This is a genomic window from Clostridium tetani, from assembly GCF_900167265.1.
Lineage (GTDB): Bacteria > Bacillota > Clostridia > Clostridiales > Clostridiaceae > Clostridium_G > Clostridium_G tetani.
Genome location: NZ_FUWT01000009.1, coordinates 41,073 through 56,116 on the forward strand (window position 1 = coordinate 41,073; position 15,044 = coordinate 56,116).

Sequence of the window (15,044 nt, forward strand, 5' to 3'; positions counted from 1 at the left end):
AAATTAGGATTAAAATAAAAGGCTCATTTATATCTATTCCATGGAGTTTTTAGTTTGAATTACACAAAATATTAAGTACATCCTACTATTTTTGAATTACTGTTTTCAGAAATAAATTTATTTATTAAGTTTTTATATTTATCTTCTGTTGATATAAGCTCAACCCCTATAGAACAAAGCCTTGATACTGTTGATTGAGTGATATTTCCAAAAACTTTACATATATCTTTACAGCTGTAGTTACAAAGACTTTTCATTAGCAGTGAAGATAATGCTTTTACAATCCTTGAATTTTTATTATTCTTAGCATAAAATATTATTTCATTTATTCCCGTCTCTTTTGAAATAAACTTTATTATTTCATGTGGATCAAAATTCCTTGCTATTACTTTTCTTTCACTTCTATACTCTGTTTTTTCATCTTCAAATTCTAATTCTTCTTTTATTTTTTTATCATTACACATATAAACTAATTTGGCATAATTTTCCCTTGCTTCTTTTACATTATTACTAAAAAATTGCATTATAAATGCTTCATCTAAAAGTCCTGTATCATCTCTTTCCATACCTAAATACACTTTTAAACTTGAATATTTATATTTTTCAGGACACTTTTCATATCCTCTTATGTCTAATGGATTGTTGTGAATATAGGCAGATAACATAATAAGATATCTCTGTGTATCTACTATCTTACTTTTAAATCTATCTTGAAATAAATGCCCTTTTCTTTTATGAATTAAATTAAAGGTTACTGCATAGCTAAAGTTTAATCCATGCATTATTTTTGATATGTCCGCCCCATTAGAATCTATTATAAAATGTCCATGATTGTTCATTAAACAGTATGCATATACTTTAAATTTATAGATTTTTTGATATTCTCTCATTTTATTTAGATATCTAATTTTATCTTCATGTTTTTTAAATAGGGGCACCTCCGTTATACTCCTTATCATTATATGATATATAGCATCTTCTGATTTTTGTCTTCTGATCCTTGGCAATAAAAACACCTCATTTCTTAATTAACATTTTGATTATTAACATGGAATGAAGTATTTATTCAAAATCACTTATTTAATTAACCGTCCCTTTTTATTCTAATTTTTTCTTCATTAATACATCAACATATTTTTGAGATTCTTTTACTGAAAATCCCATGACATCCATTACCTTATTAGCTGCATCAAATCTTTTACCTTCCTCAACGAGTACTCGTAGTTCATTATTGTCTATTTTAGATTCATATACTTCGTCTTGTTTAATGATTTTATCTAATTTAAAATTTATATATCTCAAATTATTTTCTAATTTATTAATTTTACTATTAATATTAATAGATACTAATATTAAAAATAACAATAATCCAATAATTAAAGCCATCATAGTACACCTCCTAATTAAAATCCTTTTATAAATATCTTAGAAGTAATCCATAATATCATACTTATTTTACACTGTATACCCTATGCGAATGATGAATATTGTCAATATATGAATGCTACAATACTTTCTATACTTAACCGTCCCTTCTTTTACTTCCTTTCCATTTTTACTACAACTAATTCTGGAGGATTAAACAGTCTTATTGGCACTAAACTATTTCCAAGCCCTCTGCTTACAACCATATATGTGTTGCCATCATTATAAACTCCTCTATAATATGAAGGAAAAAATCCCTGATTAGGTGCTATAACTCCTCCAAGTAAAGGTAATATAGCTTGTCCTCCATAGGCATGACCAGTAAAAACCAAATCTATTTTTTCATCAACATATAGTGAAAATAGTTCTGATCTGTGGCATAAGAGTACATTATATGAATCTTTCTTATTTATCTTTTCAATTTCTTCTTTTACTATATTATAATCTTTATAATTCTCACTGTAGCCTTTTGTATTAAATGCTGGATCATCTACTCCATAAATAAAAATTTCATCCTCTCCTCTTTTTACTGACACAGAGTTATTTCTTAGAACTATTACTCCATTTTTTAGTAATTTCTTCTCTAAAGATAAAAATCTTCCTGACCAAGTCTCATGATTTCCAGGTACATAATAAATAGGTGCTATAGATTTTATTTCTTTAATTAACATTAATGCTTTTTCTTCATCATATCTTCTTCTATCTATAATATCTCCTGTAATAAAAATGACATCTGGCTTTTGACTCTTAATACTTCCTATTAATTTTTTATTATTTTTAGGAAAAACTTTATTATGTAAATCAGATATTTGAACTACTTTATATCCATTGAACTTAGGTGGAAGTTTTGTACTTTCTATGGAATAGTGTGATATTGAAATATTATTATTCCCCAAGTATAAAAATATCAACAGTTGAATTAATATTATAAAAGGAATTCCATATTTAAATTTAGCATGTTTGGTCTTATGTCTAAATATTTTCATCCCTATATATGATCCTATACTTCCTCCTAACACTGCTACTGACAACAAAGTACTTTCCTTTATTCGCCATTTACTTCTTTTAGCTTTTTCTTTATCTATATACATTAATAAAATACCTAATAAATTTAATAATATAAAATACCAACTAAAACACTTACTCATAATGTTTCTCCTTATTTACATATCTATTTTTATAAATAACAAATAATTTACCATAATTATACCATTAAATTTTATAACCTTAAATAATTATCAACATAAAAATTAGGGACAGCTAGCAATTAACTGTCCCTTTTACTCTTTATCCTTCTAATTTATATGCTGACTTTGAAAGCCTTTTCTCTTTACAGAATGTTTTTTTAGCGTTCTATTTTGATTTTTTCCTTCCTCACTAGTTATAGGAATCTGATAGTTACACTTCTCCATTCTTGCTTTTTTATTATCAGGTTGACTATCTTTTGCCATATTGACACCCCTCTTCAACTTTTATTCTTCAATAGGTTCTCCTTTAAAATTTTTATATTTTGATTCATTTTTAGGATCACCTACATTATTTTGAGTGTTATGAAGTTTTTGTCTTCTTTTGCCTTTTTGTTGTCCATTATTAGGATGATTTGACATATAAATCTTCCTTTCTTTTAAGGTTTGTGTTCTTGATTTATTATGCCACTAATTATAAAAGTATATTTATATAAATAATTTTATTCTTGAAATTCATCTTTATACCAATCATTTATGAATAAAATACTTTGAGTTAAACTCCATATAAGATAATATCTCAAGTCGAATATAGCTATACTATTCATATTTATAATAAAATGTATTAATCCATATAAAATCATATGAATACCTATCAGTGAAAGTTATTCAATAGAACTTCCAGTAGCTATAAATTTTACATTTGTATTACTATTAATATTATCTATAATTACAACTAAAGCAGCTCTATTTCTTGATCTCATATGTAGTTTTTGTTACTTATTTACATTAACCGTCCCCATCTTCTTAACTTTATTTCGACACGTACACGTATATTAATGCTCTATAGGTGTAAAACTAGTTTTAAATATAAATATAAATATAAATATATTTAAGGAGGCTTTTCTTATGTCCAATGAAGATATAAAAAAATCTTATGAAAAAAGCGCAAATAGGATGAGTGGTGATAATACAACCTTTGGCTCTAAGCTTACACCTGAGGATTTTAACGATCCTAATATTAATACAAATGCTTTTAACAAGAAAAAAGTTGATTATAATGATTTTGAAAAATCCCCTATTTCCATGGATGAAGTACATAAGTGGCAAAGACAGCATATTAGTAAAAAAGATCAACCTAAAGAGGGATATCCTTTAAATGTAATAATAGATCCTGCTATGAGAGAGATGTATCAAATTGTAAATAAGGCTGGTATGACAAATGTTTTTGATCGTTTTAGTCAACAACAACCAATCCAATGTAAATTTTGTATAGAAGGATTATCTTGTCAACTATGTGCTAATGGTCCTTGTCGTATAAGTCCTAGTGCACCAAGGGGAACTTGTGGTGTAGATGCTCACACTATGGTGGCTAGAAACTTTATGTATAGACACGTAACTATAGGTACTTCGGCAAATATATTTCACGCCCATCAAGCTGCCAGAACTTTAAGAGCTGCAGGAGAGCACCCTGAAAGTGGTCTTAAAATAAGAGATAGCGAAAAACTTAAAAACTTTGCTGATATGGCAGGATTAGATGCAAATAAATCTATAAATGAATTAGCAGTAGATTTTGCTAATTGGGTTATTAACGATATTCATAGTGAACAGCATATACCTTCCAAAACTGTGGAGGCTTTTGCTCCCACTAAACGTAAGGATTTATGGAGAAAACTTGGATTATTTCCTGGTGGAGGATATAGTGAAATTGCTTATTCTCAAACTAGCTGTATGACAAATTTTAGATCAGATCCTGTGGAATTCTTATTAAATAGCGTTCGCTTAGGTATTGCCAATGAGTATCAAGGACTGTTCCTTTTAAATATTATTCAAGAAATACTGATGGGAACACAAGAAATAGAAATGAAAAAGCAAAACATGGGACTTTTAAATGAAAATAGAATAAATATTATAACAAATGGACATATGCCTTTACTGGCTCATGTAGCTATAGACTTAGCTTCTACTGATGAATGGCAACAAAAAGCTAAGAACGTAGGTGCTGATGGAATCCAAATTCTTGGCCACGTTTGTGAAGGACAACAATTAATAAACTATAGTGGAACTCATAATCAAAAAGCTTATGCTGGTCAAGAAGGTGAATGGCTATCTGAGGAATATTTGTTGGCTACAGGTGTAATAGACTTATTTATGTTTGATTATAACTGCACAATACCAACTTTACCTTTATATGCTGAGAAATTTGGAACGAAACTTTTAAGTACTCATCCTGTAATAAAACTTCAAGGAACTGAAACTTTAGATTTTGTTCCAGAAAAGATGAAAGAACAGGCTGAAAAAGCATTAAATATGGCTTTAGAAGCCTTTAAAGAACGTAAAAAATCTAATAAAGAAATTTATATTCCACCTCATGTTTCAGAATGTATGGTTGGATTTAGTACTGAATCTGTTAAAGGTGCTTTAGGTGGAAGTTTTAAACCTTTAATAGAACAAATAGTTAATGGAAATATTAGAGGAATTGCAACCATTGTTGGATGCACTACTGCAAGATATGGTCAAGGTGGAAGTAATATATTTAAAATAACTAAGGGATTAATAGAAAATAATATCTTAGTTTTATCTGGAGGATGTACTTCTTCGGTTATGGAATACACAGGTCTTACCCATCCTAATGCAGCAGATGAAGCTGGTGAAGGTCTAAAGGCAGTCTGCAAGCAATTAGGTATTCCTCCAGTGCTTACTTATGGTGCTTGTGTAGATATAGGTAAAATGTCTCAAACAGCTAAAGAAATTGCAGATGAATTGGATGTAGATACTAATAAACTGCCATTAGTTATAGGCGCTCCTGAGTATCTGGAACAAAAGGCAGTAGCAGATGCTTGTACCGCTGTAGCATTAGGTTGGTTAGTTCATATAGCTCCTGTTCCATCTATTACAGGTAGTGACTTAGTTGTTAAAACTCTTACCGAAACCACTGAATCTCTTGGTCTTGGAAAGGTAGTAGTAGAAATGGATGCAGAAAAAACTATAGAAATTTATAAAAATCATATAGAAGGTAAACGTAAAGAATTAGGATTAGATTCATAAATAGATAAATATAAAAAATAAAAGCTGCATCTACCAAATGTAGTTTTCCCAAATATTTAATGGTGGTAGCCGATTCTATCACCATTAAATTTATCATAATACATTAACCGTCCCCTATATTTTTAATTTTAAAAGCTAATTTTTTATTTGTTGGAATAACTGTACACCTTTTTCCATTTGCTTTTTTGATTCTATAATTATTTTATCCATACTCATAAATATTTCTTTTGATATTTTTTCAGCAGAATCGTAATATTCTTGTGCCTTATGCTTATTATTCTCTTTTACGGACTTTAACACTTTATCCCCTAAATTATGAAATTCTTTGTGAATATTATCAATACCCTTCCATTCCTCTAAAATTGATGGATGAGTCGCTTGTATAGAATTATAAAAGTGACCAAAAGCACATTTAGCTCCATTTGTTTGTAGAGGATATATTCTCATTTCATTCACAATATTTTTTAAATTTTCTAACCAGTTTTTATGAGCTTTTTTTGCCTTCTCCATATACTCTAAAAATTCCTCATTGCTAATAGCATTTATAGTTCCCTGAAGGCCTCCCATCATATGTTTTAAAACTTCTGATAATAAATCATCTATATTTGAAATTTTCTTAGCATAATCTGCACTTTTTAATGCATTATCATGAATTGTATTTGTCATAAGACTTAATTTTTCTGCATCTTGGGTGGATGTGTCCATAGCTTTATTAATTTCCGTTGCCGCTAAATTTATTCCTCCCATAGATTCATTAATTGTATATATACTTCTTACCGAATCCTCAAGCATGTCCACATTACTTTTTGTAGTATATGTTATAGCATCAATTTTTTTACTCATTTTTTCTGTAGAAGATATGGTATTATCCATACTCTTTTTTCCTTCTCTAGAAGTATTCTGAATATTATTTACAAAGTTTCTCATGTTTTGAAGACTGCCTTTGGTGTCATCTGCTAATTTACGAATTTCTTGAGCTACCACTGCAAATCCTTTACCATGTTCTCCAGCACGTGCTGCTTCAATGGATGCATTTAAAGCTAGTAAATTTGTTTGATCCGCTATAGCCCCAACTCCTTCTACAATGTCACTTACTTTGTTGGCCATTTCAACCAATTCTTCAATTTGGCTACTCATAATATTTGCATTATTCATTACTTCTTCTTTTAAATGATTAATATCCTCAATCTCAGCAAGACTTTTATGGTTTTCTTCTATCAATTCCTTTGAGGATATGGATAAATCCTCTAAAGTTTTAGATGTATCCTCTATAGTATGATTAACCTGATTCATGCTAGCTGTAATTTCTTCTACCACTGCTAGATTTGATTCACTGAGTTCAGACATTTCTTTTGCAAAATCAATTAGTTCATAAGAAATACTAGACATTTGCACATCAAAGTCACTTAAAGATGCATTTATATCTAATAATGTTTTTGCTGACGATGACATAATTCCTTCATTAGAGAAAAGCTTTTTATAATTTTTTAGTAATTTAACATGTATAGGATATTCCACTTTAGGTTCTAAAGTTTTATTTCCTTCTAATCTCTCCTCTACATATTTAATAATACACTCTGCTTCATAGCATGGCTTTTTTTCAAAAATCTTAAACTTTTTCAAGTATACTGCACATCCTTATCTATTTTTTATAATATATTTAAAAACTCTTTTATTGTATAAATTATTGAATTAATTATTTTTGGCATATTACTAAATTTAACCATTTAATTTCATAAATCCATATTATTATACCATATTTTTCATTTTTACTGTAGAATTTGCAATAAATTTAATCATTATTTAATACATGTAAATTTTAATTTCTATAAGTTTATATATCAAATTTTATAAATATCTTTGCTCAAAAATATATTCATTTTTATACTATAAATTCTACTAAAACATACGATATAAAAAATATGAAGTTAAATTTAAATTAAAAGGGGGCTTAATAAATGAAAATTCAACAACACTCAAATTTCGTAAATATTTTTAATCTACATAACAATCCACAAAAAACAAAAGCAGACCAAATAAAAATTGATATAGCTAGAAAAGAAAACCCTCAACTTGACCGTGCACTTTATCTAAATGATATTAACAAAGTGTTTGAAGAAAAAGCTAAAGTTGAACAAATAGCTAAAAAAATTGCTCGGGGAAAACAATTAACAAGAGAAGAAAAAGAATTAATAAGTCGTACTGACCCAGAAATGCTTAGAAAAGCAGAAATGGCAAAACAAGAAAATGATGCTCTAAAAAGAAGTTTAAAAAGTGCTAAGAGTAAACAACACGCTCAAAGAATACTTGCTCAAGCTTGTATAAAAGCTCAATTAGTTTCTGAAGTTGATCCTCAATATGCAGATTTACTTATGGATACAATTCAAGAACTACATAAAGATATTAACAAAGGTAATAACCCTTATGATAAGGCTAATCAATATACACAAAATAAAAAATCTCCTTATGAAATGCTTAATTTGAAACGTTAATTGTTAAATTTTTGGGGAGAATTTTTGGGGACGGTTAATGAAAATTTGCCATAACAATGGTAAACTTTCATTAACCGTCCCTTCTATTTTCTTCTATTTTGAAAAATAACTATCCAATATTTTTTTAATTACTTGACTTTTGAAATAATTAAATATATAATATGCTTTAAATTGAATAAATAATTTAAAATATCTTATCAAGAGCGGTTGAGGGACTGGCCCTATGAAACCCAGCAACCTATACACAAAGTATAAAGGTGCTAACTCCAGCAGGAAATTTCCTGAAAGATAAGAAAAGTTTATTTTGCTATAAACACTTCTTATCGAAGTGTTTTTTTATTTTTCACAAACAAAAGGAGGTTATTTTTATGAATAACAGTTGGGGAAAAGGAACAATTTGTATACAAGGAGGTTATAATCCAAAACCTGGTGAGCCAAGGGTTCTTCCTATATTTCAAAGTACCACCTATAAATATGAAGACCCTGACCATGTAGCAAAACTATTTGATTTAACTGAAGAAGGACATATATACTCTAGAATAAGTAATCCCACAGTATCCGCTTATGAAGAAAAAGTAAATTGTCTAGAAGGTGGTGCCGGCGCATTAGCCGTATCATCAGGACAATCAGCCACTACCTTAGCTTTATTAAATATATGTAAAAGTGGGGATCATATAATTTCAGCTTCCACCATATATGGAGGAACTTTTACATTACTATCTTCAACTTTAAAAAAGTTTGGAATAGAAGTAAGCTTTATAAATCCAGATTCTAGTAAAGAAGATATATTAAAAGAATTTAAAAGTAATACAAAGGCTATTTTTGCAGAAACTATAGGAAATCCAGGACTAAATATTTTGGATTTTGATAAATTTTCAGATATTGCACAAAAAACAGAAGTTCCTTTTATTGTAGACAATACACTTGCTAGTCCTTATCTTTGTAGTCCATTGGAGTTAGGTGCTAATATAGTGATTCACTCTTCAACTAAGTATATTGATGGGCATGCTACTAGTATAGGTGGAATAATTGTAGATGGAGGAAATTTTAATTGGGATAACGGAAAATTTCCTGATTTAGTGAAAGAAGATCCCACTTACCATGGAATAAGATATACAAAAACCTTTGGAAAATCAGCATATATAGTAAAATGTAGAGTTCAACTTTTAAGAGACTTAGGTACTTGTCTAAGTCCATTTAATGCATTTTTGAATAATTTAGGATTAGAAACATTACATCTTAGAATGGAAAGACATTGTAGTAATACTTTAAAACTAGCTAAATTCTTAGAAAATCATAAAAAAGTTAATTGGGTTAATTATCCAGGGCTCTATAATAATTCAAACTATCAATTAGCTAACAAATATTTATCAAAAGGTTCAGGTGCCATACTAACCTTTGGAGTTAAAGGTTGTAAAGATGCAGGGAGCAAATTTATAAGAAATCTTAAATTAGCTGCATTGGTTGTACACTTAGGTGACGCTAGAACCTCTGTACTTCAACCTGCTACCACAACCCATAGACAATTAAACGAAAAAGAACAAATATCTTCAGGTGTTTATCCAGATTTAATAAGAGTTTCTGTCGGAATAGAAGATCCGGAAGATTTAATTAATGACTTTAACCAAGCTCTTTTAAATATTTAAGGGACGGTTAAGCATAATATGCCTATAGTAATACCAAAAGATCTTCCAGCTACAGAGACACTTGAAAATGAAAATATTTTTGTAATTACAGAACACAGAGCTATTCATCAGGACATACGTCCTTTAAAAATTGCTATTGTAAATTTAATGCCTAAAAAAATAGAAACTGAAACTCAACTTTTACGATTGTTAGGAAATATACCAATACAAGTATCTATTGACTTAATTCATCCTAAAACACATCATTCGAAAAATATTTCTGAAAAACATTTGTTAAGTTTTTATAAAACCATAGATGATATAAAAAATGAAAAATTTGATGGAATGATAATAACTGGAGCACCTGTTGAACAAATTGCTTTTGAAGATGTAGACTATTTTCAAGAATTAAAAACAATAATGGACTTTTCTGTCACTAATGTTTTTTCAACTCTTCACATTTGTTGGGGAGCACAAGCAGCACTTTATTATCATTATAATATAAATAAAAATATTCTTCCTAAAAAAGTATTTGGAGTTTTTTCTCATCATATTAACATTAACAAAGGGACGGTTAAGTTATTAAGAGGTTTTGATGATAAGTTTTATGTACCACATTCAAGACATACAGAAGTTAAAAAAGAAGACATAGAAAAAGTTCCGGAGCTTGAAATTTTTGCAGAATCTAATGAAGTAGGTCCTTATATAATAGCTTCAAAAAATGGCAGACAAATTTTTATAACTGGACATCCTGAATATGATGCAAATACTTTAAAATCTGAGTATTATCGTGATATAAACTTAGGGAAACATATTGAAATTCCCAAAAATTATTTTAAAAATAATAATCCAAGGGAAGAGCTTATTGCAAATTGGAGAGGACATGCTAATTTACTATTTTCTAATTGGTTAAACTATTATGTATATCAAGAAACTCCTTATTCTTATATAAGTATTTAAAATAAATAGTATTCTTGTTGTTAGATATAATCTTAAACTTCATCTAGTAACAAGAATGCTAAAAATAGTGCCAAAAATGGGGACGATTAATGAAAATTTACTGTGATGATAGTAAATTTTCATTAACCGTCCCCTGTATTTAGTCCTCTATTTAATATGTTTTCTCAAATAGCTAATCAAATTCAACTATTTGTCCTGTATTTGCATCTATGCTTATTTCATAGATTCCTGTATTATTTCTAATAGTAACTTCGTAAACTAACACACCATTTTCAGTATCTAACTCAACTTTTATTACTTCTCCTGGAATTTGTTGTAGTGCAATTTGTATAGCCGATTCACTATCAATACGGTAACTTCTCCAATACCTATCCCATAAAACATATTGTGGAGTTGTCATTATATAAATCATCTTCCTTTTTAGTATTTTCATTATCATTATATTCAAATATTTAAAAATTTGTGTCTCAAATTAGTACATTATTACCACTTCTTTTATTTTAATATATGCTAATTTACACACTGCCTATCATGTCAGAATAAGAAAAGCACCTACATAAGTAAGTGCTTTAATATAATTTTAAATTGTTATCCTAGCAGTTGTCTCTCAATACACGAAGTGCTTCTGCTACTTTTCTTGCAAAATCTAATGGTCTATCTATTGACTCAAAGTGTATATACATAAGCCTTGGATCTTCAAATAACCAGTGATTATGAAGTGCAGTAACTAATATTCCATTTTCTCTTAGAATAGATATAAAATCATTTATTTCATCTTGAAGTATAACCGTCTCACCTAAATTAAGAGTTCTACCTTGATTATCAGGAGACTCAAATGAAAACATCGCCATCAAAGCTAATGGAGAATTAGTTCGTCTTCCTAATATTTCAGCATCAATATCTCTCATAAACATTACTGTACAAACGTTATTAGCTGTACTTAAAATTTCTGCTCCAAGTATTCTAGCAAATTCATTACAAGTTCTACAAAAATCTCTCATATTTATTTCTCCCTTTTTATTTTTAGGTCAGCTTTTCAACATTTATATAAAAAAACTTAACCCTCTATAAATATAATATGAAATTTGTTGATAATTGTGTATAAATGTTGTTTTATATCCGAATAAAAATGCACAATAAACTATTGATTTCTAACGCTTTTATTAGCAAGTTCTATCTTGTAAAAACTTTATTCTTCAATAAAACTCCTTAATTCTCCATTAAATTTCTCTCGTTGGTCATAGAACAATCCGTGACCGCTATATTCAAATGGTATAAGTTTTGAGTTTTTAATGCCTTGTTTTTGTATTTTACCTAATTCGAATGGAACAACTTTGTCGTGAATGCCATGCATAATTAATGTTGGAACAGTTATTGTCCCTAAATCACAAAATAGTTCTTCACGTAACCAAGTCTTTGCAATATCAGCAGTTGCCCATCCTGCTGCTTGTAATCCTAATTGTAAAAACCAATAATTAAATGGTTCAGTTATATGTTGAAAGAAAAATATATCACCAAAGTCCCTTAACATTTTAGGACGATCAGTATATGTTCCTTCAATAATTTTCATCACAGTTTCTTTATCTAAACCATAAGGGAAATTAGGACGTTTGATAAGACTAGGAGCTGCCGCTGCAAAAAGAGCAAGTTTTGATACCTTATATCCATTATGTCTAGCCATATATCTAATAGCAATTGCCCCACCTGTTGAGTGACCTGCAAGTATAAAATCTTGTAATTTGAGCGTTTCAACTATACATCTAACATCATCAGCTAAACGATTATAATCGTATCCTCTCCATGGCTTATCTGATTGACCAAATCCCCTTTGATCTACTCCTATACATCTGTATCCTCTTTTAGGAAGCTCATTAAACTGATATTCAAATAATTTATGACTTCCAGGCCAACCATGTAAAAATACAATTGTCTTATCACCTGTGGGATTAAGATCTTCTACATAAATTTTTACATTGGGCTCTACTCTAACATAGTATCCCATCGAAATACCTCCAATGATTAAATGGTTATATTGACATATTATTCACTTAAAAATGGATTTATGAATTATTAATAATAATATTTCTTATACTATTCCTTTTTATTTTCTTCTTATCTTTCTGTTAATTCTTTAAACTCTTCAGGGAAAAATAGGAACGGTTAATGAAAAATCATCATAATAATAGTGGTTTTTCATTAACCGTCCCTTTATTTATTTAAACTGAAAATTACTGCTTATAGTAATTTACTTTTGATTCCGAGATCTTCATCAATTCCTCCACTAGGTCAATTACGTCCTTATAACTTAGATACACATCAATTGATATTGTATTGCTTTCTAGCGAATACTCTTCTATTATTGTATATAAGAACTTACCTCCTGCAAGTAAATTCTTAGGAATTTTGTTTACACTTTTGGGTAAATAACCAAGGACATAACCATTTTCATTTGTAACAAGTATAGCATTTTTATCGTATGGATTTTCTGGTTCTTCTTTTAAAAACAATATATCATTAACGCCTATGTAGTCTTCAACAACGGAAGTGTCCCTATAATATACACCAGCTACATATGTGGAAAATAAGTAAATATCTTTTATATGAGGTTTTAATCTTTGTTTACTAATGTCAACATATTTTCTCTGTTTCTTTTTATCTATGACCTCTTCACCAATAAGCCTTTTTAATTTTCTTAAAAGCTTGTCATTCACCTCAACTTCAATAGCCTCTCTAATCTTACAAACAATTTTTTCATTCCAATGTTCTTTATTATTCCTTAAATATTTTATTGCCTCTTCCCTACATTTTTGAAATCTTGCTTGTAATGCCATAGTAGGCAATTCAAATTCTATATAATTGCAATTATTTAAATATTTTAAAATATAAAGGAAACATATATCTGGTTTATTCTCCACGGTTAAATTATCTTCATTTATCTCCTCTGAACCTGAAAATATAACTTGGTATGGCAGTGTATTTTTTGCATAATCAATAACATTTTTTATATCGCCTTCATCATCCTTTGTATATAGAAAATAAAACACTTCTATATTAAATTTATCTTTTTTCAAAACTGAATCTAACATATTAAAAGTTAGATCAAAACCAATTGATTCTGCTATACGTGTATATATTTCTACATCCTCTTCTGCATTGTATATTGCTGATTTTAAAACCGGTATCCATTTCTTATCTTTTAGTAAGTTCTTACAAATATCTCCTACCTTGCTCTCAATATTGCTTGTCCATCCATTTTTCTTCTCTATATCCACATTAAATTGTTCCCAATAAGGTCTCATCCATCTTTTTATATAAACAATAGCACATAAATCCCTAAAATTTTCTGCATATTTTTCTGCATATTTCAAATAAAATTCTACTGTCTCTAAACTATCTTCTAATTCATAGATATCATTTTCATCTACTGAAAATATATAGTAAATCAATCTAGAAATATTTGAAAATTCAATTTTAGTAATTTTCCTAGTTTTGAGATACCAACTCATATCTACTTTATCTACACACATTATTGCACTTAAACTTTTAAAAACAGTATTATTACAACTCTCTTCTATAAACCAGGTTTTCATTTCATCATTAATTGGTTCTAAGTTTTTCACACAGTGCAATTTGCCATACCCCTTTGTCTTTTGTGCAAGCTCAAAAACAAATGAATTGTAATGATTCCAATGTTTCATTGATACCACTACATAAAATGTAAATTCATTATGTAGTGCAATAGTTTCTAATATGGTCTTTGTTTGTATATCTGCAGATAACCCTAGTAAAGCAATGCCAAGCTTTATCTGTTCGTTATCATTACTTTCGGTGACAAATTTTTTTCCTACCTCTATGACCTTTTTCCTACTTAACAAGCTTTCCTTAATTTGCATTTCAAGTATTCTACAAAACTCAAAATAATATACTATTATTGGAAACTCATGAATATACTCTATTAAATCATTATATTGAGCTTCATCATTTAAATAATTTGATATAAGCTTAATTAAATTATTGCTATTTTCAATTTCAAATTTTTCCGTTCCGCATTTCGCATTAAAAATAAAATATGCATCTTTCTTTCCCGCTTCATCAAAATCCTGTGGCAAATAAACACTATCGGGATTCTCCTTAACAAATTTTAATATTCTATTATATATTGTTTCATTAAAATCCATATCATACCTCATCAAGTAAATTATGTTTTTATTATATCATACTTTTGAAAAATTCATTAACCGTCCCTATTTACCTATTTATACTATAGTTACAGTCAATTTATATTCCAATATGGTGCTACTAATACCTTT

The 15,044-nt window shown here is 28.7% G+C and carries 14 protein-coding genes, 1 pseudogene and 1 riboswitch; of the genes and pseudogenes, 4 read left to right on the plus strand and 11 right to left on the minus strand.

The window, feature by feature from the left end; translation table 11 throughout:
* Nucleotides 1–71: 71 nt before the first annotated feature.
* From B5D21_RS08020 to B5D21_RS14405, 6 genes and pseudogenes are all read right to left on the minus strand, one after another.
* A complete protein-coding gene (locus tag B5D21_RS08020) occupies nt 72–1,016 on the minus strand; it encodes a transposase (protein WP_011099394.1) in 945 nt (314 codons plus the stop codon).
* Nucleotides 1,017–1,098: 82 nt separating this feature from the next.
* Nucleotides 1,099–1,389, minus strand: a complete 291-nt coding sequence (locus B5D21_RS08025; RefSeq protein ID WP_035109970.1) for a hypothetical protein — start codon at nt 1,387–1,389, stop codon at nt 1,099–1,101.
* Nucleotides 1,390–1,538: 149 nt separating this feature from the next.
* Nucleotides 1,539–2,336 carry a metallophosphoesterase gene (locus B5D21_RS08030; protein ID WP_338121909.1) on the minus strand — a complete coding sequence of 266 codons (798 nt, stop codon included), beginning with the start codon at nt 2,334–2,336 and terminating at the stop codon, nt 1,539–1,541.
* Nucleotides 2,319–2,573: pseudogene (locus tag B5D21_RS14525) on the minus strand (DUF1294 domain-containing protein); the annotation flags it as partial. The pseudogene B5D21_RS14525 and the gene B5D21_RS08030, both read right to left, overlap by 18 nt.
* A 147-nt stretch (nt 2,574–2,720) precedes the next feature.
* A complete protein-coding gene (locus B5D21_RS14175; RefSeq protein ID WP_023438026.1) occupies nt 2,721–2,876 on the minus strand; it encodes a hypothetical protein in 156 nt (51 codons plus the stop codon).
* A gap of 21 nt (nt 2,877–2,897) precedes the next feature.
* Complete coding sequence (locus B5D21_RS14405; RefSeq protein WP_274542136.1) at nt 2,898–3,032, minus strand: clostri-philic family protein; 135 nt, start codon at nt 3,030–3,032, stop codon at nt 2,898–2,900.
* A 486-nt stretch (nt 3,033–3,518) separates the two neighbouring features.
* Between B5D21_RS14405 and cooS the strand changes: the two genes are divergently transcribed.
* Complete coding sequence (gene cooS / locus B5D21_RS08035; protein ID WP_011099392.1) at nt 3,519–5,657, plus strand: anaerobic carbon-monoxide dehydrogenase catalytic subunit; 2,139 nt, start codon at nt 3,519–3,521, stop codon at nt 5,655–5,657.
* Nucleotides 5,658–5,792: 135 nt separating this feature from the next.
* On the opposite strand, the gene B5D21_RS08040 is transcribed toward cooS, so the two are convergent.
* On the minus strand, nt 5,793–7,280 hold the full coding sequence (locus B5D21_RS08040) for a methyl-accepting chemotaxis protein (protein ID WP_011099391.1): 1,488 nt from the start codon (nt 7,278–7,280) through the stop codon (nt 5,793–5,795).
* A 335-nt stretch (nt 7,281–7,615) separates the two neighbouring features.
* Between B5D21_RS08040 and B5D21_RS08045 the strand changes: the two genes are divergently transcribed.
* The 3 genes from B5D21_RS08045 (at nt 7,616) to metA (ending at nt 10,734) form a co-directional block, all read left to right on the plus strand.
* Complete coding sequence (locus B5D21_RS08045) at nt 7,616–8,149, plus strand: hypothetical protein (RefSeq protein WP_011099390.1); 534 nt, start codon at nt 7,616–7,618, stop codon at nt 8,147–8,149.
* Nucleotides 8,150–8,340: 191 nt separating this feature from the next.
* Nucleotides 8,341–8,444, plus strand: a riboswitch (SAM riboswitch).
* A gap of 73 nt (nt 8,445–8,517) precedes the next feature.
* Nucleotides 8,518–9,795: an O-acetylhomoserine aminocarboxypropyltransferase/cysteine synthase family protein gene (locus B5D21_RS08050; RefSeq protein WP_035109971.1), complete on the plus strand. Its 1,278-nt coding sequence runs from the start codon at nt 8,518–8,520 to the stop codon at nt 9,793–9,795.
* An 18-nt stretch (nt 9,796–9,813) separates the two neighbouring features.
* Nucleotides 9,814–10,734 carry a homoserine O-acetyltransferase MetA gene (metA, locus tag B5D21_RS08055; protein WP_011099388.1) on the plus strand — a complete coding sequence of 307 codons (921 nt, stop codon included), beginning with the start codon at nt 9,814–9,816 and terminating at the stop codon, nt 10,732–10,734.
* 172 nt (nt 10,735–10,906) lie between these two features.
* Here metA and B5D21_RS08060 read toward each other — a convergent pair whose 3' ends face one another.
* From B5D21_RS08060 to B5D21_RS08075, 4 genes are all read right to left on the minus strand, one after another.
* Nucleotides 10,907–11,146, minus strand: coding sequence for a PepSY domain-containing protein (locus B5D21_RS08060; RefSeq protein ID WP_242651266.1), 240 nt, complete (start codon nt 11,144–11,146; stop codon nt 10,907–10,909).
* A gap of 181 nt (nt 11,147–11,327) precedes the next feature.
* The gene (locus B5D21_RS08065; RefSeq protein WP_011099387.1) at nt 11,328–11,735 is read right to left on the minus strand and encodes a DUF1259 domain-containing protein; all 408 of its coding nucleotides are present in this window, start codon (nt 11,733–11,735) and stop codon (nt 11,328–11,330) included.
* Nucleotides 11,736–11,923: 188 nt separating this feature from the next.
* Nucleotides 11,924–12,736: an alpha/beta fold hydrolase gene (locus tag B5D21_RS08070; RefSeq protein WP_011099386.1), complete on the minus strand. Its 813-nt coding sequence runs from the start codon at nt 12,734–12,736 to the stop codon at nt 11,924–11,926.
* A gap of 226 nt (nt 12,737–12,962) precedes the next feature.
* A complete protein-coding gene (locus B5D21_RS08075) occupies nt 12,963–14,912 on the minus strand; it encodes an HIRAN domain-containing protein (protein WP_035124903.1) in 1,950 nt (649 codons plus the stop codon).
* Nucleotides 14,913–15,044: the final 132 nt, after the last annotated feature.